This is a genomic window from Pseudorhizobium banfieldiae, assembly GCF_000967425.1.
In the GTDB taxonomy this organism is placed as follows: Bacteria; Pseudomonadota; Alphaproteobacteria; order Rhizobiales; family Rhizobiaceae; genus Neorhizobium; species Neorhizobium banfieldiae.
The window spans coordinates 1,670,396-1,693,140 of the sequence record NZ_FO082820.1; the positions used below are offsets into that span (position 1 = coordinate 1,670,396).

The 22,745-nt window shown below is 61.5% G+C and carries 25 protein-coding genes, 1 tRNA gene and 1 pseudogene; 14 read left to right on the forward strand and 13 right to left on the reverse strand.

The features are described 5' to 3' along the window. The first annotated feature begins 175 nt into the window (after nt 1–175). Both NT26_RS08285 and NT26_RS08290 read left to right on the forward strand, forming a co-directional pair. Nucleotides 176–260: transfer RNA gene (locus NT26_RS08285), tRNA-Leu, on the forward strand. A gap of 68 nt (nt 261–328) precedes the next feature. Then, a complete protein-coding gene (locus NT26_RS08290; RefSeq protein ID WP_244467680.1) occupies nt 329–703 on the forward strand; it encodes an OsmC family protein in 375 nt (124 codons plus the stop codon). Nucleotides 704–756: 53 nt separating this feature from the next. Here NT26_RS08290 and NT26_RS08295 read toward each other — a convergent pair whose 3' ends face one another. Together NT26_RS08295 and NT26_RS08300 are read right to left on the reverse strand one after the other, a co-directional pair. After that, nucleotides 757–1,254 carry a BON domain-containing protein gene (locus NT26_RS08295; RefSeq protein ID WP_052638334.1) on the reverse strand — a complete coding sequence of 166 codons (498 nt, stop codon included), beginning with the start codon at nt 1,252–1,254 and terminating at the stop codon, nt 757–759. A 62-nt stretch (nt 1,255–1,316) separates the two neighbouring features. Next, complete coding sequence (locus tag NT26_RS08300; protein WP_052638335.1) at nt 1,317–1,814, reverse strand: peptide deformylase; 498 nt, start codon at nt 1,812–1,814, stop codon at nt 1,317–1,319. Between the two features lie 192 nt (nt 1,815–2,006). Here NT26_RS08300 and mgtE point away from each other — a divergent pair, with 192 nt between their 5' ends. Together mgtE and NT26_RS08310 are read left to right on the forward strand one after the other, a co-directional pair. Beyond that, a complete protein-coding gene (gene mgtE / locus NT26_RS08305; RefSeq protein WP_052638336.1) occupies nt 2,007–3,425 on the forward strand; it encodes a magnesium transporter in 1,419 nt (472 codons plus the stop codon). A gap of 56 nt (nt 3,426–3,481) precedes the next feature. Next, complete coding sequence (locus tag NT26_RS08310; RefSeq protein WP_052638337.1) at nt 3,482–3,874, forward strand: MerR family transcriptional regulator; 393 nt, start codon at nt 3,482–3,484, stop codon at nt 3,872–3,874. A gap of 2 nt (nt 3,875–3,876) precedes the next feature. Here NT26_RS08310 and NT26_RS08315 read toward each other — a convergent pair whose 3' ends face one another. Beyond that, entirely contained in the window at nt 3,877–4,857 is a 981-nt protein-coding gene (locus NT26_RS08315) for a heparan-alpha-glucosaminide N-acetyltransferase (protein WP_052638338.1), read from the reverse strand. 24 nt (nt 4,858–4,881) lie between these two features. After that, nucleotides 4,882–5,580 carry a DUF599 domain-containing protein gene (locus NT26_RS08320; protein WP_052638339.1) on the reverse strand — a complete coding sequence of 233 codons (699 nt, stop codon included), beginning with the start codon at nt 5,578–5,580 and terminating at the stop codon, nt 4,882–4,884. A 566-nt stretch (nt 5,581–6,146) separates the two neighbouring features. On the opposite strand from NT26_RS08320, the gene NT26_RS08325 reads away from it, so the two are divergent. Together NT26_RS08325 and NT26_RS08330 are read left to right on the forward strand one after the other, a co-directional pair. After that, nucleotides 6,147–7,547 carry an L-serine ammonia-lyase gene (locus NT26_RS08325; protein ID WP_052638340.1) on the forward strand — a complete coding sequence of 467 codons (1,401 nt, stop codon included), beginning with the start codon at nt 6,147–6,149 and terminating at the stop codon, nt 7,545–7,547. A gap of 65 nt (nt 7,548–7,612) precedes the next feature. Continuing rightward, nucleotides 7,613–8,050, forward strand: a complete 438-nt coding sequence (locus tag NT26_RS08330; RefSeq protein ID WP_052638341.1) for a DUF1489 family protein — start codon at nt 7,613–7,615, stop codon at nt 8,048–8,050. 7 nt (nt 8,051–8,057) lie between these two features. Here NT26_RS08330 and NT26_RS08335 read toward each other — a convergent pair whose 3' ends face one another. The 4 genes from NT26_RS08335 to NT26_RS08350 all read right to left on the reverse strand — a co-directional run bounded on the left by NT26_RS08335 (nt 8,058) and on the right by NT26_RS08350 (nt 11,933). After that, on the reverse strand, nt 8,058–8,324 hold the full coding sequence (locus NT26_RS08335; RefSeq protein ID WP_052638342.1) for a hypothetical protein: 267 nt from the start codon (nt 8,322–8,324) through the stop codon (nt 8,058–8,060). 106 nt (nt 8,325–8,430) lie between these two features. Next, nucleotides 8,431–9,891 carry a D-alanyl-D-alanine carboxypeptidase gene (locus NT26_RS08340; RefSeq protein ID WP_052638343.1) on the reverse strand — a complete coding sequence of 487 codons (1,461 nt, stop codon included), beginning with the start codon at nt 9,889–9,891 and terminating at the stop codon, nt 8,431–8,433. A 312-nt stretch (nt 9,892–10,203) separates the two neighbouring features. Continuing rightward, on the reverse strand, nt 10,204–10,812 hold the full coding sequence (locus NT26_RS08345; RefSeq protein ID WP_425287748.1) for a transglutaminase-like cysteine peptidase: 609 nt from the start codon (nt 10,810–10,812) through the stop codon (nt 10,204–10,206). A gap of 509 nt (nt 10,813–11,321) precedes the next feature. After that, on the reverse strand, nt 11,322–11,933 hold the full coding sequence (locus NT26_RS08350) for a PilZ domain-containing protein (protein ID WP_052638345.1): 612 nt from the start codon (nt 11,931–11,933) through the stop codon (nt 11,322–11,324). Nucleotides 11,934–12,102: 169 nt separating this feature from the next. On the opposite strand from NT26_RS08350, the gene NT26_RS08355 reads away from it, so the two are divergent. Both NT26_RS08355 and NT26_RS08360 read left to right on the forward strand, forming a co-directional pair. Beyond that, nucleotides 12,103–12,840 (forward strand): rhomboid family intramembrane serine protease, encoded by a 738-nt coding sequence (locus NT26_RS08355; RefSeq protein ID WP_052638346.1) that lies wholly within the window; start codon nt 12,103–12,105, stop codon nt 12,838–12,840. A 115-nt stretch (nt 12,841–12,955) separates the two neighbouring features. Beyond that, complete coding sequence (locus tag NT26_RS08360; RefSeq protein ID WP_052638347.1) at nt 12,956–13,390, forward strand: CBS domain-containing protein; 435 nt, start codon at nt 12,956–12,958, stop codon at nt 13,388–13,390. Nucleotides 13,391–13,778: 388 nt separating this feature from the next. Here NT26_RS08360 and NT26_RS23380 read toward each other — a convergent pair. From NT26_RS23380 to folE, 3 genes and pseudogenes are all read right to left on the reverse strand, one after another. After that, nucleotides 13,779–14,360 (reverse strand): annotated as a pseudogene (locus tag NT26_RS23380) (patatin-like phospholipase family protein); the annotation flags it as partial. Nucleotides 14,361–14,462: 102 nt separating this feature from the next. After that, a complete protein-coding gene (hisI, locus tag NT26_RS08370) occupies nt 14,463–14,924 on the reverse strand; it encodes a phosphoribosyl-AMP cyclohydrolase (protein ID WP_052638349.1) in 462 nt (153 codons plus the stop codon). A 7-nt stretch (nt 14,925–14,931) separates the two neighbouring features. Next, complete coding sequence (folE, locus tag NT26_RS08375) at nt 14,932–15,546, reverse strand: GTP cyclohydrolase I FolE (protein ID WP_052638350.1); 615 nt, start codon at nt 15,544–15,546, stop codon at nt 14,932–14,934. A gap of 267 nt (nt 15,547–15,813) precedes the next feature. Between folE and NT26_RS08380 the strand changes: the two genes are divergently transcribed. The 3 genes from NT26_RS08380 (at nt 15,814) to thrS (ending at nt 18,743) form a co-directional block, all read left to right on the forward strand. Beyond that, nucleotides 15,814–16,260: an iron-sulfur cluster assembly scaffold protein gene (locus NT26_RS08380; protein WP_052638351.1), complete on the forward strand. Its 447-nt coding sequence runs from the start codon at nt 15,814–15,816 to the stop codon at nt 16,258–16,260. 1 nt (nt 16,261) lies between these two features. Then, nucleotides 16,262–16,612, forward strand: a complete 351-nt coding sequence (gene yidD / locus NT26_RS08385; protein WP_052638352.1) for a membrane protein insertion efficiency factor YidD — start codon at nt 16,262–16,264, stop codon at nt 16,610–16,612. A 127-nt stretch (nt 16,613–16,739) separates the two neighbouring features. Beyond that, complete coding sequence (thrS, locus tag NT26_RS08390; protein ID WP_052638353.1) at nt 16,740–18,743, forward strand: threonine--tRNA ligase; 2,004 nt, start codon at nt 16,740–16,742, stop codon at nt 18,741–18,743. 54 nt (nt 18,744–18,797) lie between these two features. Here the strand turns inward: thrS and NT26_RS08395 are convergent, their stop codons facing one another. After that, nucleotides 18,798–19,787, reverse strand: coding sequence for a hypothetical protein (locus tag NT26_RS08395; RefSeq protein ID WP_052638354.1), 990 nt, complete (start codon nt 19,785–19,787; stop codon nt 18,798–18,800). A gap of 108 nt (nt 19,788–19,895) precedes the next feature. Here NT26_RS08395 and NT26_RS08400 point away from each other — a divergent pair, with 108 nt between their 5' ends. From NT26_RS08400 to NT26_RS08410, 3 genes are all read left to right on the forward strand, one after another. Next, nucleotides 19,896–20,480, forward strand: coding sequence for a nitroreductase family protein (locus tag NT26_RS08400; protein WP_052638355.1), 585 nt, complete (start codon nt 19,896–19,898; stop codon nt 20,478–20,480). Further along, nucleotides 20,480–21,088, forward strand: a complete 609-nt coding sequence (locus NT26_RS08405) for a flavin reductase family protein (protein WP_052638356.1) — start codon at nt 20,480–20,482, stop codon at nt 21,086–21,088. Before NT26_RS08400 ends, NT26_RS08405 begins: the two co-directional genes overlap by 1 nt. A gap of 114 nt (nt 21,089–21,202) precedes the next feature. After that, a complete protein-coding gene (locus tag NT26_RS08410; RefSeq protein ID WP_052638357.1) occupies nt 21,203–22,330 on the forward strand; it encodes a DUF2336 domain-containing protein in 1,128 nt (375 codons plus the stop codon). 5 nt (nt 22,331–22,335) lie between these two features. Here the strand turns inward: NT26_RS08410 and NT26_RS08415 are convergent, their stop codons facing one another. Beyond that, a complete protein-coding gene (locus NT26_RS08415) occupies nt 22,336–22,740 on the reverse strand; it encodes a hypothetical protein (RefSeq protein ID WP_052638358.1) in 405 nt (134 codons plus the stop codon). Nucleotides 22,741–22,745 lie beyond the last annotated feature (5 nt).

Below are 22,745 nucleotides of genomic sequence, written 5' to 3' on the forward strand. Positions count from 1 at the left end.
TATGTCCCTTTGCCAGACCGCCGCGACATCGGCAATCCGGCGGGACGACAAGGCCAAGCATATAGGGATTCTGGCCGCCGATTTTTATCATTCAAAATTCTGTCACGGCGCCCTTGTGCCGTTCAGATCGTTTTGCTACATGCTGCCCCGCCGGCGCAAGTCGGCCTACCACGATGCGGTCGTGGCGGAATTGGTAGACGCGCAGCGTTGAGGTCGCTGTGGGGCAACCCGTGGAAGTTCGAGTCTTCTCGACCGCACCATTAAAACCCGCTTCGGCGGGTTTTTTGCTGTCTAGGCAGTCGGTTTTCTACACCGGAGAGGTTGGGCGATGGTAGAACTCCATCCGCAGCGGCGAGCAGCCAGTGCAACCGCTAGGCTCGGCCGAACAGGTCGTCCAGTTGTCACGAGCGGCGGCGGCAAGACAATTGACGTTGCCCCGGCCGGTCTCGACCCAGGTTTCACACCGATAGATCTTCTCTATTCGTCTCTGGCGAGCTGTCTTGCCATCAGCGCGCGGATTGCGGCAAGCGAGTTGCGGCTTCTGGATCGGCTTGAGGTGGTCACGGTCCAAGTGGCCGGAGAGAAGGCCGAGAATGGACCCTGTCGAATTGGGGAGATCTTCTGCGAACTCGCCGTAGAAGGTAATCTCGACCCCGCCCAGCTTGCGCAGATTGCGAAACGGGCGGAGGAATCTGCACCGTGAGCAATACCTTGAGGCAAAGCCCCGCCATGTGCGTCACGGTGCAGGCGAACTGATCAGTCGTCCGTGGGGATGTGCGTGTCGACGCCGGCGAGGCGGAGGTTGTTGACGACGCGGCCTACTCCCCTGATCGCCTGGGCTGTCCGAACGACCCGTGAGGCCATAGAGCGATCATCCACAACTCCCTCGATGGTGACGACGCCGTTTTCGGCATGGACGTCGACGCTCTCCATCGGCACGTCGCCGAGATCATCGAGGGCTTCCGTCACACGTTCCTCGATGTCATCCGAAAGCTCGAAGCCGTCAGTGCCGGGCAGCACGTTGCCCGGGCTCTGTTCCTCCAGGCCGTCCGCGTCGACGCTGTCCACGTGGTAGCCGCGATTGCGCTCCCGGTCGAAGTTGGCATTGGGATCGCCATAGGCGGCGTTGTCGACGGGCCGGGTTGCGGCACCGGCAGCATCGGCATAGGGCCAGCCATCGTCGATGTTGCGCGTGTCGTAATCACGGAAGTCCTCTTCACGGGTAATGTTGTCGGCATTGCGCTTGATCGCCATCGGGATCTCCTTTCGCATTCATCGAGCACCTAACGCCCGGCGCGAAGAATGGTTCGTGGAGATCAGCGGCCACCCTGCTTCTGCCATCTGCGGATCAACCGCTCCCGCTTCAGGCGCGAGAGGCGCTTCAGCCAGAAGATCCCTTCCAGCTGGTCGATCTCGTGCTGGAGACAGATCGCATGAAAGCCCTCGGCCTGTTCCTCGTGCCAGTCTCCCGCGAGGTCCTGATAGCGGCACGAGATCGACCACGGCCGTTCCACCTCCTCGACGAAGCCTGGCATCGAAACGCTGCCTTCGGCGTGACGCATGGTCCCTGCGGATGAACTGAGGATTTGTGGGTTTACGTATGTCCGCGGCGCCTGCCAGTCCGACAGTTCGAGAACGACGACCCGTTGCAGGATCCCGACGTGGGCGGCCGTGATGCCAACCCCTGGTGCCGCACGCATCGTGTCCAGGAGATCCTCAGCCAGTTGCCGGAGCCCGGCACCGAAATCTTCGACCGGTTCGCAGACCGCAGACAGCATCGGGTCCGGATATCTGAGGATGGGACGGAGGGTCATATTCTGCCTCGCTGGATGGTTCTTCGCTCTTTGTCTCCGTCCTGACTAAACCACAGGCTGCGGCCCCGCTGGACCATGGGATGCGATTCGTCTAGCACGGAGGACGCGGCGCTCGCCGCTGATCCACCACATCATTGACTTCCATGGCCTGCCCGCCATTCTCTTGGCGGCACAGGCAAGCAGGGGCGGCGAATGATCGATACCGAGGACGAAGACCGCACCCGCACCCGCTCGGAAGAGCCCGCGGACGACATATATGCGGAAAACGGTTCGGTCCGTGCCGATTTTCTTGCGCTTGTCGGTGCAGCGATCGCCGACCGCGACATCCTTTTCCTGCGCCAGCACGTGGCGCGGCTGCACGAATCGGAGCTCGGCGACCTCCTCGAAGCTATCCAGCCGGAACAACGCCTCGCTCTGGTCCGGTTGCTCGGCGCCGATTTCGACCTGACGGCACTGACGGAGGTCGACGAGGCCATTCGCCTCGAGATCGTCGAGCAGATGCCGAACGAACAGATCGCAGCAGCGATCGGCGAACTCGATTCCGACGATGCCGTCTACATCCTCGAGGACCTCGACAAGGACGATCGCGAGGAAATCCTCGCGCAACTGCCGTTCACGGAGCGGGTCAGGCTGCGGCGCGCGCTCGACTATCCGGAGCAATCGGCCGGGCGGCGGATGCAGACCGAGTTTGTCGCCGTGCCGCCGTTCTGGACCGTCGGGCAGACGATCGACTACATGCGCGAAGAGGACGAATTGCCCGAGTCGTTCACGCAGATCTTCGTCATCGATCCCACCTTCAAGCTGCTCGGCATCGTTGATCTCGACCGCATCCTACGCACGAAGCGACAGGTCCGCATCGAGAGCATCATGCGGGAAACCAACTATCCCATTCCGGCCGAGATGGACCAGGAAGAGGCGGCGCAGATCTTCGAGCAATACGACCTTCTCTCCGCGGCCGTCGTCGACGACAATGGCCGGCTGGTGGGCGTGTTGACGATCGACGACGTCGTGGACGTCATCCAGGAGGAGGCTGAGGAGGACTTCATGCGCCTCGGCGGCGTGGGTGACGAGGAACTGTCCGACTCGCTCGCCGAAACCTCCCGTTCCCGCGTCCCCTGGTTGGCGGTCAATCTGGTGACCGCCTTCCTTGCCGCTTCGGTCATCGGCATCTTCGACGCGACAATCGAGAAGATCGTCGCGCTTGCCGTCCTCATGCCGATCGTCGCCGGCATGGGGGGGAATGCCGGTTCCCAGACGATGACCGTGACGGTGAGGGCGCTTGCGACCCGGAGCATCGATATCCACAATGCCGCGCGCATCATCCGTCGCGAGGCGGGGGTCGGACTGTTGAACGGCGTCCTCTTCGGTCTCCTCATCGGTCTTGTAGCAGGGCTCTGGTTCCAGGACGCCAACATCGGCGGGATCATCGCCGTGGCGATGCTGATCAACATGATCGCGGCGGCGCTGGCCGGCATCATGATTCCCCTGGTGCTTGATCGAATCGGCGCAGACCCGGCCGTGTCCTCGGCGGTGTTTGTCACCGCCGTCACGGACGTGATCGGTTTCTTCGCCTTCCTCGGTCTTGCGACCTGGTGGTTTGCGGCGGTTTGACGGGCAAAATTGACTGTTACGTAAAAGTCAAATAATCTCACGGTCAGGAACAGGACATGACCGTGAACAAATATTATTCGATCACCGAACTGACGCGGGAATTTGGCGTCTCCACCCGCACGCTCCGGTTCTACGAAGACGAGGGGCTGCTGCATCCCGAGCGACGGGGACGGACGCGCCTGTTCCGTGCGGCGGACCGACGCCTCCTCCAGGAGATCCTGCGGGGCCGCAGGATCGGTTTCACGATTAATGAGATCCGAGAGATCATCAAGGTCTACAAGGAGCCGCCCGGCGAGCTTGGCCAGCTGAAGCTGATGATGAAGCGCATCGACGAGAAGCGCGACGAACTTCGCCAGAAGCGCAAGGACATCGACGAGACCCTCGAGGAACTGGACAATGCCGAAGAGGCCTGCCTGACGCGTCTCGCCGAGATCGGCGTCAGTACCTGATCCTACTGGCTGCGGATTGCGCATTCCTGCGCAATCGCCTGCACACGCTCGTCAGCCTGAGCAATGATGTTTCCGTTCTGGACCGGTTCGAGTAGCGATTGCGCCACGAGCGCGTCCCTGGTGCAGGTGCAGAATCGGGCGCACAATTCCGGATCATTTCCTTCTGCCACACAGCCTCGCTCGCAGCTTGCTTGATAGGCCTGGACGGGATCGACTGGCGCAGGCGGATTGATGATCGAGAACAGATAGACGATCGCGATCAGCACCGGCTGGTGGACGAGATAGACCAGCAGGCTGTGGCGACCCGCCAGGGACAGAAGATTGGGCCGCGTCTGCACCCTACTCAACGGCTCGAGCCAGTTCCACGTCATCGCAATCCGCGCCACGGCCATGCCCGAAAGCAGGGCGGCGAGCCACGGAAACAGCGGCACAAAATCATTGGAACGGGGAGGGGCCGCGCTCAACCCTGTCCACGCCAAGAATCTTGGGTCGAACAGGCTGGAGCGCACCGTCCCGGGCATCTGACTGTCGATGACGAGCGCGAGCACGATCAATCCCGCTACACCGGCGGTCAGCAGCGGAGGCGCCCTGAGGAACGCCAGGCCGATCAGGCTTCCAAGCGCAATACTGTGCAGGATGCCGAAGAATATCCACTCATTCGGCGTGGCGAAGAACGTCGCGATACTGATTGCGGCGGCTGCGCCGGCGACCATGCCGAACCGCTTCCAGAAGGAGTTCCAGCGGATGGCCGGATAGTGGGCCAGAACGAGACTGACTCCGGCCAAGAACAGAAACGAGCTGGCGATGGATCGCGCATAGAGCTTCCACCAGCCGCTCGTGGCCGTGCCTGGCTCGACGTAGCCGAAGAACTCGAGGTCCCAGGTGAAGTGATAGGAGGCCATCGCGACGAGGGCGGCGCCACGCAGCGTATCGATCAGTGTAATGCGCGGTCGGAACCGCGGCGTGTTCTCGGCAAGGGTCAAGGCGGCTCTTTCTCGTCGCGGCGGCTATGGAGTCTGGGTGTCCATGATGGCGCGCCGTGCCTCTGAAAAGAACTGGCGTCGCGTCAGCACGAAGATGACGAACACCGTGGTGAGCATGAACATATAGGGCCCTACGAACCAACCGAGATAGCCGATCGACAGGAAAATTGTCCGCAGGCCGGAATTGAAATGTTTTGCCGCGATCGTGTTCATGCGAACCACCTGATCCGCAAGCCGGCGAGCGTGCAGCAGATCCCTGGCGGTCTCATCCATCATCGGCAGCGCTCCGAAGAGAATGGTGCAGTAGTTGAAGAGGCGATAAGACCAGCCGAACTTGAAGAAGGCGAAGCCGAACATCGCGGTGAGGCCGGTTACCTTGAGTTCGAAGACGGTGCGGCCACCATAGGCCACGAAGGGAAGTTCACGGAACACCGCATCCACCTGGTCTGTCGCGCCGAGCAGGGCGAAGCAGCCGCCGATCGCAAAGATCGATGTCGAGGCAAAGAAGGCAGTGCCATTCTGGAGCCCCGCCATGATCTGCGTGTCGATCATCTTCAAGTCGCGCTGGAGGGAATTGTAGATCCACTCGCGGCGACGTTCGGCCATCGCCTGGTTCAGGCTGGTACGGGGAAGATAGCGCGTACCCGAACCCGCACTGATCCAGGAATAGCCCAGCCAGAGAACAAGAAAGAGGCCAAGAGCCAGATAGTCAGCGGTCGTCATGTGGTTTCCTGCTGCGTCCCTCCGACCGGTATGCTCCAGCAGTGGCTGGCGGGCAAGAGGCGGGAGACGTTAACCCTTGCGGCCGAAACGTGGCTGACGCAGGTCGACGTATCTCCTATATCCAAGCGGCATGTTCTAAAGACATGCGCGTCGCGAATAGCAGGGTTGTGGTTTTGCCTTGCTTCCGCCATTTTTTCGGGTTGCGGCCCCGGCCCCAAATTAATATACCATTCACCATCGCAGCGCTTTCGCAGCGCCGCGCCAAAAATGTGTCCATCTTACCGGAGTCATCATGGAAGATACCGTTCAGAAGTCCTGCTGGGGCGTCACCATCAAGGCGCTTGCGGGATTTGCGGGGATTATGGCGCTCGCCTATCTCTTCGGCACGATCTGACGTTTCCGACCCCACAAGAACAGTGAGTTTGAGAGAAGAGCGCGGTATTCGTACCGCGCTCTTTTCGTTTTCACCCCCCAGATGCGACTTGGCTGGCAAGTGGTCTCCGGTTGCTGCTATATCGGGCCAGCCATCTTCGTGGCTCAGCATCATTGCCGGCATCAGGTGAAGCATGTTCCTTTCTGTCTTCGACGTCTTCAAGATCGGGATCGGTCCGTCCAGCTCTCACACGATGGGGCCAATGTCCGCCGCTCACCGCTTCCTTGAGCTTCTCCTGTCGGACGACTGGCCCCGTCCATCCGCAGCACGGGTTGCGGCCATCAAGGTTACCTTGCATGGATCGCTGGCTTACACCGGCGTCGGACACGGCACCGGCAGGGCGGTGATCCTTGGTCTGACGGGTGAGGAGCCGCACCGGGTTGATCCGGACCGCATGGACGAGACCATAGCCGACGTCGAGCGCACTGGCACGGTGACGCCCCCTGGCCATCCCACCTATGCCTTCCAGCCGAAGGATGATCTCGTCTTCGATCGCAAGCAGACCTTGCCCGGCCATGCCAACGGGATGACCTTCTCCGCGTTCGATGCCGATGATCGGGTACTCGTCAGGCGCATCTACTATTCGATCGGTGGCGGGTTCGTCGTGACGGACACCGAACTGCAAAGGATGCGGGCGGCAAAGAACGAGCAATCCGGCCCCTCCGTGCCCTATCCCTTCGCGACAGCTCGGGAAATGCTGCAGATGGCCCAAGGCTCCGGCATCAGCATCGCGCAGATGAAGAGAGCCAATGAAGAGGTCACCCGCTCGCGCGGCGAACTTGATTCGGGGCTCGATGTGATCTGGGACGCGATGAACGGGTGCATCGACCGGGGTCTGAAGGTCGATGGCGTGATGCCGGGCGGCTTGAATGTGCGTCGAAGAGCACGTGCCATTCACGACAGGCTCAATGAGGAATGGCGGAGCAATCGGCCCAACCCCTTGCTGGCGAACGACTGGCTGAGCGTCTACGCGATGGCGGTGAATGAGGAGAATGCAGCCGGCGGACGCGTGGTGACGGCGCCGACAAACGGCGCTGCGGGGGTTATCCCGGCCACGATCCGGTACTTCCTCCAGTTCCATGACGGGACGACGCGCGAGGACATCCATGAATTCCTGCTGACGGCGGCCGCCATTGGCGGCATCATCAAGCACAATGCCTCAATCTCCGGCGCCGAAGTCGGCTGTCAGGGAGAGGTCGGTTCCGCCGCGGCCATGGCGGCGGCAGGGCTGGCGGCGGTGATGGGTGGCTCGCCCGAGCAGATCGAAAATGCAGCCGAGATCGCCTTGGAGCACCACCTTGGCATGACCTGCGATCCGATCGCAGGCCTCGTCCAGGTCCCGTGCATCGAGCGCAATGCACTGGGCGCCGTCAAGGCGGTAACTGCTGCCTCCCTGGCGACCAAGGGCGATGGGACGCATTTCGTCCCGCTCGACGCCTGCATCGAGACGATGCGGCAGACCGGCAATGACATGAGCGAGAAGTACAAGGAGACTTCCACCGGCGGCCTAGCCGTGAATGTGGTGGAATGCTGAGCTCTGAGAGGATCCAAGCTTCCTGCGTGCTTGACCTGTGCCAGCTTTAGGATTTGAAGAACGACATGGCACTCAACATGATCAAGCTCTGCGTCGGTGCGGACTCGCTACAGGACCTGAGGGACTGGGTGAGCGAACGAGCCCTGATGGCCATTTCGGCCGGGCTCGAACCTCATTCGGTCCATACGACGCGGATGGTCCCGAAGCGAAGGGATGAACTACTCGACGGCGGCTCCCTCTACTGGGTCATAAAGGGGCAGGTCATGGCGCGCCAGCCGCTCCTCGACCTTCGCTGCGTCACCGGTTCGGACGGCATTCAGCGCTGCGAACTCGTTCTGGGGCCGGAGGTCGTGGAAACGGCGCCCCAGCCGAAACGCCCATTTCAGGGTTGGCGCTACCTCAAGGTGGATGAAGCGCCGCGTGACCTCGGCAGCCTGGGCGAGGGGATGGCGGCGATGCCGGAGGATCTACGACGCGAGCTCGCGGACCTCGGGCTGCTTTGAACCTACTTTAGCGCAGGCGAAGCCGGACGGGCAGGCGGCCCGAATAGGGGCCCACGTGGAGATGGATACCCACTTCCGGCTGGGAATGACGCAGCGCACGAGCTCCATGGCTCAGCAATAGTGCCACAAGATCACGCGTGCGGTCCTTCGACTTGCTCAGCCCGGCCCCCGCCAGACGCATTGCAGCCTCGTGAAGCGGATGCAGCGCCAGGCCCTTCATCCGCTTTTCCCCCGGAGCGAAGGGGGAGTTGGCGATGTTCTCGTAAGCTGCCATTTCTGCCTCGTACACGTTACAAATCGAGGTTTACTGAGGGGGGACTCCCCCACCGGCGCTGATAACACGCGGCGCCGGTTAACTCATGGTGTCCAGGCCTTCGCGGTTACTGTTGCGAGGCCCAGCAGTTGACGCCCTGCTTCTTCAGCGCCTTGCAGGTATTCACGGCCGCGGTCTGGTTCTCGAAGCCGGCGAAGCGAGCGCGATAAAGGTTCTGACCGTTCGCATTGACGGCGACGGTGAAGGGTTTGGCGGAACGCAATACCTTTCCGCCCTTGTCCTGCGCTTTCTGCAGGAGTTCCGATGCCATGCCAGCGTCAGGCGAGACGCCGACCTGGATGACCCAGCCCGAAATCGTATCGGCTGGAACCGCAGCCTTGGTCGAAGCGGTTGTCACGACGTCGACCTCGCCGGAGGTGTCGCCCTGTTCGGTGACGGCGACGTCTTCAGGCGGAAGATATTCCGGAGCCGGCGTAGGCGTGGCGACATTGGCAATGGCGCGCATGGCATCGCCGCCGCGTTTGGCAGAGGAGGGAGGCGAGTAGGCCGAGGCCACCTGCTGCCCCTCGTAGCGCGCCTGCGGTACCGGCCCACTGCTCGGGAGATCGAAAGCCGCAAGGCGATCGGCTGCGGCGATGACATCACCAACCGGCGCAGAGGGGGCCTGGGCAATCAGGGCGCCCTTGCCACCGCGAGATGCCTTGGGAAGGTACTGCCCAACGAGCTTGCGCATCTGCGCATCGCGGCTAGCGCCTGTACGCCCGCCGATCACGACGGCAACAATCGAGCGACCATCCTTCTGCAACGAGGTAACAAGGTTGAAGCCCGAGGCGCGGATATAGCCGGTCTTGATGCCGTCGACGCCTTCGACCGAACCGAGCAGGCGGTTGTGATTGCCGATCGTCTGCTTGCCGAACTTGAAGCTGCGTGTGGAGAAGTAGCCGTAATACTGCGGGAAGTGCTGACGGAGAGCCATGCCCAATCGCGCCTGGTCCCGCGCGGTGGTCATCTGCGCGGTGTTGGGCAGGCCGTGGGCGTTGCGATAGGTGGTCCTGGTCATGCCAAGGGCGCGCGCCTTGTTCGTCATGATCTGGGCGAAGCGCGATTCCGACCCGCCAAGGAACTCGCCGAGCGCGGTGGCGACATCGTTGGCAGAGCGAGTGACCAGGGCCTTGATCGCCTGCTCGACCGTCAGGCTGTTGCCGGCGCCGACACCAAGCTTGGAGGGCGGCTCGGCAGCTGCATTCTTCGACATCGGCACCCTGGAATCGAGACGGATGCGACCGGCCTCGAGTGCTTCGAAGGTGACGTAGAGCGTCATCATCTTGGTGAGCGACGCGGGGTAGCGAAGGCCATCAGGGTCGTCACTGTAGAGGACCTTGCCCGTATTGGCGTCAACCACGATGCCCGCATATTTCGGCGCGGCCTGTGCCTCGCGGGGCGGAACCCCCACGAGAAAGGTAAGAGCGAAGGCAAGGCCAAGCAAAAGGTTGAGTATATTCGCAGGCCGATTTGGGAGGAGGATCGAAAAGTCTGCTTTCAACACTGTCGCGCTCATTGCTTGCATTAGAATACTCACCTTCCGGACACGCCCCCGCCACGAACCGTTGGGGTAAATGTAGACAGGCAGCGTTACCAAGAGGTTTATGGTGAACGGCAGTTCCCCGGTTTGAACTGCATTTTAGTGATTGCCCGGCTCGGCCCCGTCGTCCATTCGTAAAATCCGGTAATGACGGCATGAATATGATGCCGCACCGCTATTTCCTCCTGATCCTCCAGATTTGGAGCGGCGAGCCTGACGCGGGCACAGGTCGTGGAACAAAAAGAGCGCCAACCCGCGGGTACGGATGGCGCTCTTGGTAGTACGCGTTCGGCCAGATTAGCGGGAAACGCTCGATACTGCGGTCGCACGCCCGTCCTGCAGCTTCACCCAGCGACCCGCGTGATCGGCGGCCTGGCGCTTCAGGAATGTGTACTCCGTGTCCGACCAGAGAAGGACGGTGTTGCGCATGTTGTCGAGCACGAAGTCGCCGCGGTCGGTACGGACCGTGAGGACGGCGTGCCCTTCGCCGTTCGGCTGCAAGACGACGGTGATCAGCAGGTCGGACGGGTCAAATCCCTTCGCCATCAGCATCTTTCGCTTCAGCAGAACGAAGTCTTCGCAATCGCCGACGCTACGCGGATAGGCCCAGCGCTCTTCGACCCCATAGATCTCATGGTCGGTCAGAGGCTGGATTGCCGTGTTGACGGTATAGTTGATGTCGAGCATCGTCCGCCACCGGTCCTGGGTGAGGGTCATGGGACCGGGGTCGTGCGATGCAGGCCCGCATTCGCTGGCATAGACGCGGCAGAACTCGTAGTGGCCGATAGGCGGATTGGCCTTGCCGATAACCTGCATGCCAAGCGGCATAGCAAATGAATTCGGTGCTGCGATCAGCGCGAAAAGAGCGGTGGCGATGGCGACACTGAGTTTTCTGCCGGTCATGATCTTGTCTCCCCGTGGTGAGGATCAAGATGGCACAGGCGTGTTGAGTGCGCGCAAAAATGCGTAGTAAAATCAATGCAGTAATTGATTCAAACTTGCGGTAGATTCAAACTGAAATCGACCCAAATCCAATGAAAACTTGCTGTGTATTTGTCGATCTGTTGATTCAAATTGTCCCGACACAGGTAACGCCGGGAGGAGGCTGCTGGTCGCCCCGCAGCCGCGTACAGGGGCCCTCAGACGAGCAGAGGGTTAACGGAGATCAGCCATGACAATGGAGCAAGTGTCTGAGGCTCGACCGGTGCTGCGGGTCGCACGGGGAGAGAAGCGGCTTCGTTGGCTGGTAGCGGAGCCGGAAGGCGCCACCACTTCTACCTATCTCCATGGATTTTTTTCGCGATCCAGCGCTATGCAACCCGAGCCTGTTCCATTTCGGCGCAGGTGAGTCCGTGAGCTGGAAACAGAAACGGCGACCCAAGGCCGCCGTCTGGTGATGCTTTGTGAGACGAAGATTACAGGAACTCGCGCAGAGACTCCCGTGATTGCACACTGGCGAACTCGATCGCGACACCTTCCATGAAATGCCGCACGACGCGTCCACGCATGCTTCCGAGGCGCACTGGCGTCCCGAGCGGCGGGCGGATCTCGACATCGATCGCCGCACCGGACAAGGAAAGGTCCACGAGGCGGCAGCTGTAGCGGGTTCCATCCTCGAGGAAGAGCTCGGTTGCGGACTTCCTCGGCGTGAGACGGTCGTGGCGACGATCCTCGGGAAGACCCAGCTCATGCTTGTTTGCGATCCAGGTCAACTGTGCCGCAAGTTTCTCGCGCTTGCGGTCCGTTGCATTGATGACCACCGAGAAGCCGTTGGTCCCGACCTCATTCACCACCCCTTCGATTCGCCCCAGGTGGTCGAGGTAAGCGATCACCCGCTCGTTGATCCTTGGGCGGCCGAAGCAGGAGAATTCGACGTCTCCGGGAGACATCTCGGTCGCCGTGCAGGGGTATTCCTCATGGTCGGCCAGCATGAGCCTGCCCTCGACATTGACCGTGACACGCTGAAACGCACGCGCTGGGGGCGGCTGTCTCTGGCCCACGTTGTGAGGTGTCTGCTGTGAATACATCGCCGGTTTTCCTGTGCGCAGGTTGCCCATGCATAGCACTCGGGGGGTTAAGATTGCGTGTTTTCGCGGGTTACCATTGCGTGCAATAGCGATTGTTCCCGACTACCGCTTCGCTTCTCGGGCCGGCTTCGCCTATATGACTGACTGATGGCGCAGGAAGGATAGATAGATGGATCGGCAGAACCAGGTGGACGACAACGGCGACGCGGAATACCGGCCAGAGCGCCAGCCCGTTTTCAACCTGCCGCGCATCCTCGTGCTGACGATCCTGCTGCTCGTGGCGCTTTATCTCGTGGAGGCATTCCTCTTGGACGAGGAGGCGATTGGCGCCTTCATGTTCTACATGGCCTTTACTCCATTGCGATATGTCTATCCGCTGGCCGAGCAAGGGCCGGAGTGGTTCACCACGCCTGTGACCTATTCGCTGCTCCACGGGAGCATCGAGCACCTCGCCTTCAACATTCTGTGGCTGACAGCCTTCGGAGCGCCTGTGGTGCGCCGGATCGGACCGGTGAGATACCTGGTCTTCTGGGTACTCTCCGCTGCTGCTGCCGCATTCTTCCATGCGGCCCTCCATTGGGGCGAGCAAACGGTACTGATCGGAGCGTCAGGTGTGGTGTCCGCCTTGATGGGGGCGGCATGTCGCTTCGCCTTTCCCGTCCGTGGCGGCTTCAACCGCACGTATGGACATCTCTATCCACGACAGTCGATCCTGGGTGCATTGCGAAACCGGACGGTCGCCGTCTTCGTCGGCATATGGTTCGCCGGCAACATGCTGATCGCAATCGGGCTGCCGCTGGTGGGGCAAGGTGCGGGTCAGATCGCCTGGGACGCGCATATCGGCGGCTTCCTCTTCGGTTACCTGTTGTTTGCGCTCTTCGACCCGCTTCCGTCCGCCCGCCATTGATACTGCTGCACCGGTATATTGCAATCCCCGCCATGTAAGGGCACCATCTGTGAACGGATATCGCTCTGATGGGGGAGGGCGCTACCCGCGTGCACTGGTATGCGAGGAGAAAGCCATGGCCATCGTCGTCAAGAACATGCTGGACGCCAAGGGGCGAGATGTTGTCACAGTCAGCCCGGACAAGTCGCTTCTGCAGGTCGCGGAAATTCTTCACGAAAGAAAGATTGGTGCGCTCGTCGTGACGGGCGTCGACGGGCGCATTGCCGGTATCTTCACCGAGCGCGATATGGTGCGCGCACTGGCCGAAAAGGGAGCGGCGATCCTCGATCAGCCCGTCTCCTCGGTGATGACTGTGAACGTGCAGACATGCCGGGAGGAAACGACGGTCAACGCGCTGATGGAGATGATGAGCAGCGGGCGGTTCCGCCACGTGCCGGTAGAAGACGGCGGCCGGCTTGCAGGTATCATCTCGATCGGCGACGTCGTGAAGTCGCGCATACGCGAGGTGGAAATGGAGGCGGAAGAGATCAAGGCCTACATCGCCGGCTGACCGCGGTGCGGTGTCTCTATCGCGCGAACACTTCCTGCATCCGTTGCAGTGCGGCGATCTGGTTCATCGTCTCCATGTAGCCGCGATCGATTGCCTCGCCGGCCCGATGAAATTCGGACAGGCCGATGTCGCTGAGGCGTGGGTGCAGGGCAAGATCAGGCGGATCGCCGGCGAGCCTTGCGCGCGAGATGCGCTCCTGGATGATGTTGAACGCCTGTACCATGACGCCCGGAAGGCCGATATGATGTTCCTTCACCTTGGTCCGGGGCTGTTCGACCGTCTGGAAGCTGGCGCTGTGCTTGACGACGGCGGATCGCCCGAAGATGTCGTAGTTGAGGTTTACCGCCACGACGAGCGGCTGCTCGTAGGCGCGGCAGACCGATGTCGGAACGGGGTTTACCAGGGCGCCGTCCACCAGTGTCCGATTGTTGCAGGTCACGGGTTCAAAGATGCCGGGAAGTGCGTAGGAGGCGCGCAGCGCCGTGATCAGCGAACCGTTGCCGATCCAGACCTCATGGCCTGTGTGCAATTCCGTTGCGACCGCCACGAACGGACGATCGAGCTCTTCGATGGATAGGCCTTCGAGATGCTCCTGCATGCGTTTGGTCAGGCGCATCCCACCGAGCAGACCGCTACCCCCGATGGTAAGGTCAAGGAGACCGGCAAGTCGGCGCATGGTCAGCGAGCGTGCAAAACTCTCCAACTCGTCTAGTTTGCCGGCGAGGTAGCATCCGCCCACCAGTGCACCAATGGATGTGCCGGCGACCATGCCGACTTCGATGCCCGCCTCGTCAAGGGCGCGTAGGACGCCGATATGTGCCCAGCCGCGTGCCGCCCCGCCACCGAGTGCAAGGGCCAGTTTCGCCTTCTTCGGAACATCGATCGCTGTGGGTGGTTCTGAGGGACGTGCGGATGCGGGATCTGCAGGCGTTACTGCGTGATCGCTGCGATTCCAACTCCAGTTCAGCATCGGCACCTCCAGGCTGAACGATGTCCCGACACCCAGGAAAGCACAGACTAGTTGCGAAATGGTGTAGGGTTGCGCCCGCCTGTTACAGAATGCGACGCGCCGCTACTTAGTTCCATCCGGTTTATAGACTTGGGCGGGGTCGAAGTGCCGATGATCGTCGGCAATCCGGAGAACGCCCTCGTCCCCCTGTTTCTCCACGATACGATAGAAGCAGGAGCGTCGACCAGTGTGACATGTGGCATCATGTCCGGCCACCGAGACCTTCAGCCAGATGGCATCCTGGTCGCAGTCCGTGCGGATATCATGCACGGTCTGCAGGTTTCCGGAGGTTTCACCCTTCTTCCAGATCTTCCGGCGGGATCGGCTATAATAGTGGGCAATCCCTGTGTCGATGGTCAGTGCCAGCGCCTCGGCGTTCATGTGGGCGACCATCAGAAGCTCGCCGTCGGCAGCATCGGTCACGACCGCCGTAACAAGGCCATTGGCATCGAAAGCGGGTGCCAGGGCGCCAGGGCCTTCCTGCTCCGCCTTGTCGGAAGAGGGCTCGGGGAAATCGCGAATCATATGTGGCTCAGCGGTTGCGAACGAGCGTGAGGAAGCGGGCCTGTTCGGCGGCGTTGTCCCCGTACTCGCCGGTAAAGGTCGTGGTGAGTGTCGTCGAGCCCTGCTTCTGCACGCCACGCATGGCCATGCACATGTGCTCCGCCTCGATCATGACTGCAACGCCGCGTGGGCGAAGCGTCTTTTCGATGGCAGCTGCAATCTGCGCCGTCAGGTTCTCCTGCGTCTGCAGGCGTCGGCCGAAGATGTCGACGACGCGAGCGATCTTCGAAAGCCCCAGGACGCGGCCATTCGGCAGATAGGCGACATGGGCCTTGCCGCTGATCGGCAACATGTGATGCTCGCAATGGGAGAAGAAGGGAATGTCGCGCACCAGCACCGCATCGCCATAGCCAGAGACTTCCTCGAAGGTGCGCCCGAGAACCTCCTCGGCGGAGAGAGAGTAGCCGGAGAAGAGTTCGCGATAGGCCGCGGCGACACGTTTGGGGGTATCCAGCAGGCCTTCCCGCTCCGGGTTTTCGCCAACCCAGCGGAGCAGCACGCGAACGGCCTCCTCTGCCTGTTCCTGCGTTGGGGCGCTATCGGTCTGGCCGGAGGCCGGGAAGTTCTTCACAACTGCATCCATTGCTGTCTCCCGGGAGCGTTCATCGAGCCCCCATGTCATCATCCGCCGCTGCGAGAGGCGGATGGTCGTTTCAAACCGGGTAATTGACGCCTTGGCGCTTCATTTACAAGATATTATGGTCTCATTTTCCAGCATTTGGCGAGAAAGGATCGCTTTCTTGATACCTGCCGGGGTCCGTCACATATAATGATGACGTTATAAATCTAACATCGGTGGAGCCGCGCGAGCCGGGCGTGCTCCAGGAAACGCAGCGGGATCGATCTGCAAATGGACGATATCTACAATAGCAAGATCCTCGAACTGGCAGGCAACATCCCGCGTGCCGGCCGGCTTGAGGATGCCGATGCGACGTCGGAGAAGCACTCGAAGCTCTGTGGTTCGCGCGTCCGCGTCTACCTGAAGCTGCGCGATGGCGTCGTCACCGACTTTGCCCACGAGATCCGTGCCTGCGCGCTTGGTCAGGCATCCTCGTCGGTGATGGGTAGCCACGTTGTTGGAGCCACGCCTGTCGAGATCCGTCAGGCGCGCGAAGACATGCTGGCCATGTTGAAGGCGGATGGCGAAGGACCATCGGGCCGGTTCGAAGACATGCGCTACCTCAGGCCCGTGAAGGACTACAAGGCGCGGCACGCCTCTACGATGCTGACGTTCGATGCTGTGGTCGACGCGCTAGACCAGATCGACGCCAGGACGCCTCAAACAGTGTCCGCGTGACATGTGCGACGGACCCGGCTGCACGCATTCTCCGCGAGTCGGGCGGTCCCGCAACTGGCAGGGTCCGTTTCGCAGGACCCCGGGCCGGCTGGCGGGAATGGGGCTCATCTGTCTTTATCAGCTGACGCTCTCTGGCTTCATCGGGAACTCCTGCCGCCATATCCCCACCTGTTCCGAGTACGGCTACGAGGCGATCGGGCGCCACGGGCTCTGGGCCGGCGGGTGGATGACGCTGTTCCGGGTCGGTCGCTGCGGGCCGGGCGGCACTTCCGGCCTGGACCCGGTGCCGGAGACGCTCCAGCAACGTCAGCAATGGTGGCTTCCCTGGCGATATTGGCGTCCTCACCCGTGATGGCCGCGCTTGAATAGGTACGGGAAAAGCACTATCAACCGGCCCGTTCGCACTCGGCAGCGCAAGATCAGCGCCGATCATTCACCACCACCCGCATTCGTTGGCGGGACTGGATTCAGGAGCAGTCATGTCCCAAACCGTTTCCCTTACCTTCCCCGATGGCTCCGTCCGCGCGTTTGACGCCGGTACGACAGGGCGCGATGTCGCGGAATCCATCTCGAAGTCGTTGGTCAAGAAGGCCGTTGCGGTCACCATTGACGGTACGCTGCGCGATCTCTCCGATCCCGTCACCGACGGTGCGATCGAAATCGTCACCCGTACCGATCCTCGTGCGCTGGAGCTGATCCGCCACGATACCGCACACGTGATGGCAGAGGCCGTGCAGGAACTCTGGCCGTCGACGCAGGTAACGATCGGCCCGGTCATCGAGAACGGATTCTACTACGATTTCGCTCGCGATACGCCGTTCACGCCGGAGGACCTGCCCCGGATCGAGGCGAAGATGAAGGAGATCATCGCCCGCAACAAGCCATTCACCAAGGAAGTCTGGCCGCGAAACAAGGCGAAGGAGGTCTTCGCTTCCAAGGGCGAGGACTACAAGGTCGAGCTGGTAGACGCCATTCCGGAAGACCAGGACGTCAAGATCTACTATCAGGGCGACTGGTTCGACCTCTGCCGTGGACCGCACATGGCTTCGACCGGACAGATCGGTACTGCCTTCAAGCTGATGAAGGTGGCCGGCGCCTATTGGCGAGGCGATTCCAACAATCCGATGCTGACCCGCATCTATGGCACTGCCTGGGCGACGCAGGAGGAGCTAGATCAGTACCTGCACGTCCTGGCAGAGGCGGAAAAGCGCGACCACCGCAAGCTGGGCCGGGAGATGGATCTTTTCCATTTCCAGGAGGAAGGTCCAGGCGTCGTCTTCTGGCACGGCAAGGGCTGGCGGATGTTCCAGACGCTGGTGGCCTATATGCGCCGCCGGCTTGCCGGTGCCTATGAGGAGGTCAATGCGCCGCAGGTGCTGGACACGTCCCTTTGGGAGACCTCCGGCCACTGGGGTTGGTACCAGGAAAACATGTTCGCGGTGAAATCTGCACATTCGCTGACTAACCCGGATGACCCGGAGGCGGATGATCGTGTGTTCGCGCTGAAGCCGATGAACTGCCCGGGCCATGTCCAGATCTTCAAGCATGGTCTGAAGTCTTACCGGGAACTGCCGATACGCCTTGCCGAATTCGGTCTCGTGCACCGCTACGAGCCCTCCGGGGCGCTACATGGTCTGATGCGCGTGCGCGCCTTCACCCAGGATGATGCCCATGTCTTCTGCACCGATGAGCAGATGGCGGCCGAGTGCCTGCGCATCAACGACCTCATCCTGTCCGTCTACGAGGATTTCGGCTTCAAGGAGATCGTCGTCAAGCTCTCCACGCGACCGGAGAAGCGTGTCGGCTCGGACGATCTGTGGGATCGCGCCGAATCCGTGATGATGGAGGTGCTGAAGACGATCGAGGCGCAGTCCGGCGGCCGCATCAAGACCGGCATCCTGCCGGGAGAGGGCGCGTTCTACGGGCCGAAGTTCGAGTACACGCTGAAGGATGCAATCGGCCGCGAGTGGCAGTGCGGTACCACGCAGGTGGACTTCAACCTGCCGGAGCGCTTCGGAGCCTTCTACATCGACCAGAGCTCCGAGAAGCGGCAGCCGGTGATGATTCACCGGGCGATCTGCGGCTCCATGGAGCGCTTCCTCGGCATCCTGATCGAGAACTTTGCCGGTCACATGCCGCTCTGGTTTGCACCGGTGCAGGTCGTTGTCGCGACGATTACCTCCGATGCCGATGATTACGGTCGCGAAGTGGCTGACGCCCTTCGCGAGGCTGGCATGGTGGTCGAGACCGATTTCCGCAACGAGAAGATCAACTACAAGATCCGCGAGCACTCGGTCACCAAGGTGCCGGTGATCATCGTCTGCGGCAAGAAGGAGGCCGAAGAACGTTCGGTCAATATCCGCCGGCTGGGGTCGCAAGCGCAGACGTCCATGTCGCTCGCAGAGGCGGTGAACTCGCTCGCTATGGAGGCGACGCCACCTGACCTTCTTCGCAAGGCGAAGGCCCGCAAGTCCGCTGCCTGAACAGATATGCGCCCGCCTCCGAAAAGGGACGGGCGCATAAATTCCGTGCCGCGGTCAGTTCCGCAGTTCGGTATCGTTGAGCAGCCCCATTTCAGCGGGCTGCTCCTTCATCAGGACCTCGACATCCACGTTCTCTGCGGCCTTCACGCTGAAGGCCCGCTGATAGATCCTGTCCTTGTTACGGGCGATCGCCAGGTAATCGCCCTCCGCGAGTACCATTGTGGAGAAGGCGCTGACGCTTTCGTTGACGATGTCACCGGCGGCCGTGAGCACAGACCACGCGGTGTCGGCGATCGCCTCACCACCCGGCTGGGAAACGAGCTTAAGGGTGATCTCGGCGGCGCGGTGCTGCAAGGTGGCCTCGAGCAGCTTGCCGGCTTCGACCTGAATATCGGCCCGGACAACCGCATTGACGTCGCCGTACTCGGAAACGACGTGATAGGTGCCTGCATTGAGGCGGACGATCGTATCGGGGCGAACATCGGCCATGACCAGTCCCCGCTCGCCGTCTTCGCGAACCTCGGAAGAGTAGATCGAGAACCTGAGACGACTGGCGGGCACAGGGGCATCGGAACCCGAGACCGCGTCGAGAACGACACCGCCGGCATCGAGCACGAGAACCTGGGGCTCGACTTCGCCCTCCGCCGGAACGGTGAGCTTCTTGGTAACCCCGGCACGCCCGAACGCAACGTTGACGAAATAGTCGCCGGGCAGGAGCTGGAATGAGGCGTCTCCCCCCTCAGCACTCGCGACAAGAGGCAACTTTCCGTCCTCGCCGGAGATCGGGCTGAAGACGCGCCACGTCAGGCCCTCCTTCAGCATCCCCTCGCTGTTGACCAGCTTGGCACGGAAAGCAACGTCTTTGGCCGCAGCAGTCGCCAGTCCGCCGCCCGTGGCGGAGAACGCGCTGAGCTTTGGCATTTTCGAAGTGCTGCTGAGCTGCTTGAACGTCTTGAAGGCTTCCTCCGCGGAAGCGCCCGTGACCGGCATGATGAACATGGCGCCGGCCATGGCACAACGGGCCGCGATGGAAATGCCTGTCATTGATCGTGAACCGGTTGACTCTTCTGGTGCTAAGCCTCACTTCAAGACCAATCGTGAGGCGATTTCAAGACCTTCATACCATGACTGTTCCCCAAGGACGACTCAAGTATGCAAACTGACATCAAGCTTGTGGACTACCTGCGCAACCGCCACTCCACCCCGGTCGCGCAGATCGGCGAACCGGGTCCGTCCTACTCTGAGCTGGAATCGATTCTCGCTTTCGCATCACGCGTCCCCGATCATGGAAAACTGGCGCCGTGGCGCTTCATCGTCTACCGAGGTGACGAGAGGGCCAGGCTTGGAGAAGTCTTCCTTTCCATCCAACAGCAGTCCGGCGAACTGGAGGAAGCGGCACGTGACGCCGAGCGAAACCGCTTCCTGCGGGCTCCAGTCGTGGTCGGGGTAGTCAGCACAGCCGCATCCCATGCGAAAATTCCGGAATGGGAGCAGGTGCTGTCCGCCGGTGCCGTTTGCCTGAACATGCTGATGGCCGCCAATGCCCACGGGTATGTGGCCAACTGGCGCACGGAGTGGATCGCCTATGACGATCATGCTCTTGCCGAGCTCGGGGTGAAGCAGGGAGAACGCGTTGCGGGCTTCATCCATATTGGTTCGAGTGATTTTCCTGTTCCGGACCGTCCACGGCCGGACCTAGATAGAATCGTCACCTATGCGGGCGAAGGCGAAGCCTGATGTTCTATGCGACCGACACCAACGCCCACGGCCTACGGCATGACCCGTTCAAGGCGATCGTCGCGCCCAGGCCGATTGGCTGGATCGGTACGAAAGGGAGGGATGGTTCGCTCAACCTTTCGCCCTACTCCTTCTTCAACATCGTTTCCGATGCGCCGAAGATCATAATGTTCTCGTCGAGTGGGCGGAAGGACAGCCTTCGCAATGCCGAGGAGACAGGGGCGTTTACTGCAAGCCTTGCGAGCCGTCATCTCGCTGAGCAGGTGAATGCATCGTCGGTGTCGGTACCCTACGGAAGGGATGAATTCGAGATCGCGGGGCTGTCGCCCAAGATGGGTCGCCTGATCGATGCTCCATACGTAGAGGAAGCCTACACGGCGCTCGAATGCAGGGTGACGGAGATCATCCAGCCTCGTACCATAGAGGGTGGCTGTGCCGACGCCTACATGGTGTTCGGTCAGGTCGTTGGGATCCACATCCGTGAAGAGATTATCCGCGACGGTCGCATCGACATGAGCATCATGCGGCCGATCGCCCGAATGGGATACCATGACTATTGCGACGGTGGCGCGGACGTATTCCAGATGATCCGCCCCAGCGCTTCCTAGGATCGGATCGCGCAGGCGTTAATCCGTATGGTGAACCAATCATAAATATTTACCGGCTACCGTTGGGTCATTCGGTGATGCGCGGCAGGCGCTTCCCGTCAGCCGGGGTTGGTAGTGATTATTCAGGCATTTCTTCGATGGCTCGAAACAGCGGCCGCGTGTGACAGGGCCAGGGCCGCCAATGCGTTGGCGCGAGCCTATTTAGCGTCGCGCCTTCAGTCGGATCAGCAGCATGCGGCGCTGCTTGCCATGTCCCATCTCCTCGATGATCCGGCGCCGCAGGTGCGCCTCGGTCTCGCCCGGGCGTTGGCCACAAATCCCGGCGCACCTCGGCCTATCATCCTTGCCCTTGCCGAGGACCAGCCAGAGATCGCCTGCACGGTGATCGCCCAGTCCCCCGTCTTCCAGGATGCCGATCTGGTTGATCTGGTGGGGCGGGGGGACGGACTGACCCGGGGGCTCATTGCAACCCGGTCCGGCCTCTCCCCAGTTGTCTCGGCTGCCCTTGCGGAGGTCGGGGAGGTGGGCGAGATTGTCCTTCTCCTCGAGAATGCAGACGCTGCGCTGTCTCGCGGATGCCTGGCACGGATCGCGGATCGATTCGGTCATGACGGTGAGGTGAGAAAGCTGTTGCTCGATCGCGCCGACCTCGCTCCCGAGGTTCGCCAACGGCTGGTGTCGAAAGTTAGCGAGGCACTTGCCGAGTCGAGCCTGGTCTCCAACCTGCTAGCCGGTTCCCGACTGGAGCGCCTGACGCTTGAGGCAACCGAGACGGCGACATTGGCGATCGCCGGATCCGCATCCCGATTCGAACTGCCGGCGCTGGTCGAGCACATGCGGTCATCGGGAACGCTTACGCCTGCGCTTCTCATCAATGCGCTCTGCACCGGCAAGGCAGACTTCTTGTCGGAAGCCATGGCGGCGCTTTCGGGGCTGGACGAGCCGCGTGTGAGAGCTCTGCTGGCGAGCGGTCGGGCTCCGGCTGTCCGCGCCATGTTCCAGGCGGCGGGTCTTCACCGGGACGTGGCGGCTGTCTTCGTTGCCGGAACGCTCCTCTGGCGTCAGGCTGGTATCATGGAAACCAGCGCTGACATATGCGAGGCACTGCTTTCGGAATGCCGCCAGCTGGGGGCAAGGTCGCCGGTGGTCGCTGACCTGTTGGAGATCGTCGACAGACTTCAGCGCTCAGAACTGCGTGCGGCGGCTCGTTCCTACGCACAGCAGACCGCGCTGGCGGCCTGACGCACTCAGTCCCGTAGCTTCTTTGCGACCCAGGAATAGCTTTCCTCGACGAGGCGGATGGGCTGCCGCATCAAGGTGCCCACACCCTCCGTGGTTGGTAGTACGGCACGCACGCGCTCAATAGCCCTCGATGCGAGGTCAGACTTGGCTTCCTGCGTCAGATCGATTTCCGGATTTTGGTTATTGCTCGGGTCTGGAGGCGTTGCCGCGACCTCGCTCTCACCCGGTCTCTGACAAACCGCGATCACCATCGGATAGGGAGCATTGGCGTGGCTTGCCAGTTCCGCCTCGGAATCCGCGGTGCACAGCTCGATGGTCGGCCATCGTTTCTCCGAGGTGGAGACATAGTGGCACTCTGTCGCGGTGTCGTCACAGCCGAGGATGGTCAGCACGATGATGGCGGCGTTCATGTTGA

Coding starts and splice junctions, on each gene's coding strand:
- NT26_RS08290 (WP_244467680.1), top strand. CDS start 329: ATGGTAGAACTCCATCCGCAGCGGCGAGCAGCCAGTGCAACCGCTAGG.
- NT26_RS08295 (WP_052638334.1), bottom strand. CDS start 1,254: ATGGCGATCAAGCGCAATGCCGACAACATTACCCGTGAAGAGGACTTC.
- NT26_RS08300 (WP_052638335.1), bottom strand. CDS start 1,814: ATGACCCTCCGTCCCATCCTCAGATATCCGGACCCGATGCTGTCTGCG.
- mgtE (WP_052638336.1), top strand. CDS start 2,007: ATGATCGATACCGAGGACGAAGACCGCACCCGCACCCGCTCGGAAGAG.
- NT26_RS08310 (WP_052638337.1), top strand. CDS start 3,482: ATGACCGTGAACAAATATTATTCGATCACCGAACTGACGCGGGAATTT.
- NT26_RS08320 (WP_052638339.1), bottom strand. CDS start 5,580: ATGACGACCGCTGACTATCTGGCTCTTGGCCTCTTTCTTGTTCTCTGG.
- NT26_RS08325 (WP_052638340.1), top strand. CDS start 6,147: ATGTTCCTTTCTGTCTTCGACGTCTTCAAGATCGGGATCGGTCCGTCC.
- NT26_RS08330 (WP_052638341.1), top strand. CDS start 7,613: ATGGCACTCAACATGATCAAGCTCTGCGTCGGTGCGGACTCGCTACAG.
- NT26_RS08335 (WP_052638342.1), bottom strand. CDS start 8,324: ATGGCAGCTTACGAGAACATCGCCAACTCCCCCTTCGCTCCGGGGGAA.
- NT26_RS08340 (WP_052638343.1), bottom strand. CDS start 9,891: ATGCAAGCAATGAGCGCGACAGTGTTGAAAGCAGACTTTTCGATCCTC.
- NT26_RS08350 (WP_052638345.1), bottom strand. CDS start 11,933: ATGTATTCACAGCAGACACCTCACAACGTGGGCCAGAGACAGCCGCCC.
- NT26_RS08355 (WP_052638346.1), top strand. CDS start 12,103: ATGGATCGGCAGAACCAGGTGGACGACAACGGCGACGCGGAATACCGG.
- NT26_RS08360 (WP_052638347.1), top strand. CDS start 12,956: ATGGCCATCGTCGTCAAGAACATGCTGGACGCCAAGGGGCGAGATGTT.
- hisI (WP_052638349.1), bottom strand. CDS start 14,924: ATGATTCGCGATTTCCCCGAGCCCTCTTCCGACAAGGCGGAGCAGGAA.
- folE (WP_052638350.1), bottom strand. CDS start 15,546: ATGGATGCAGTTGTGAAGAACTTCCCGGCCTCCGGCCAGACCGATAGC.
- NT26_RS08380 (WP_052638351.1), top strand. CDS start 15,814: ATGGACGATATCTACAATAGCAAGATCCTCGAACTGGCAGGCAACATC.
- yidD (WP_052638352.1), top strand. CDS start 16,262: ATGTGCGACGGACCCGGCTGCACGCATTCTCCGCGAGTCGGGCGGTCC.
- thrS (WP_052638353.1), top strand. CDS start 16,740: ATGTCCCAAACCGTTTCCCTTACCTTCCCCGATGGCTCCGTCCGCGCG.
- NT26_RS08395 (WP_052638354.1), bottom strand. CDS start 19,787: ATGACAGGCATTTCCATCGCGGCCCGTTGTGCCATGGCCGGCGCCATG.
- NT26_RS08400 (WP_052638355.1), top strand. CDS start 19,896: ATGCAAACTGACATCAAGCTTGTGGACTACCTGCGCAACCGCCACTCC.
- NT26_RS08405 (WP_052638356.1), top strand. CDS start 20,480: ATGTTCTATGCGACCGACACCAACGCCCACGGCCTACGGCATGACCCG.
- NT26_RS08415 (WP_052638358.1), bottom strand. CDS start 22,740: ATGAACGCCGCCATCATCGTGCTGACCATCCTCGGCTGTGACGACACC.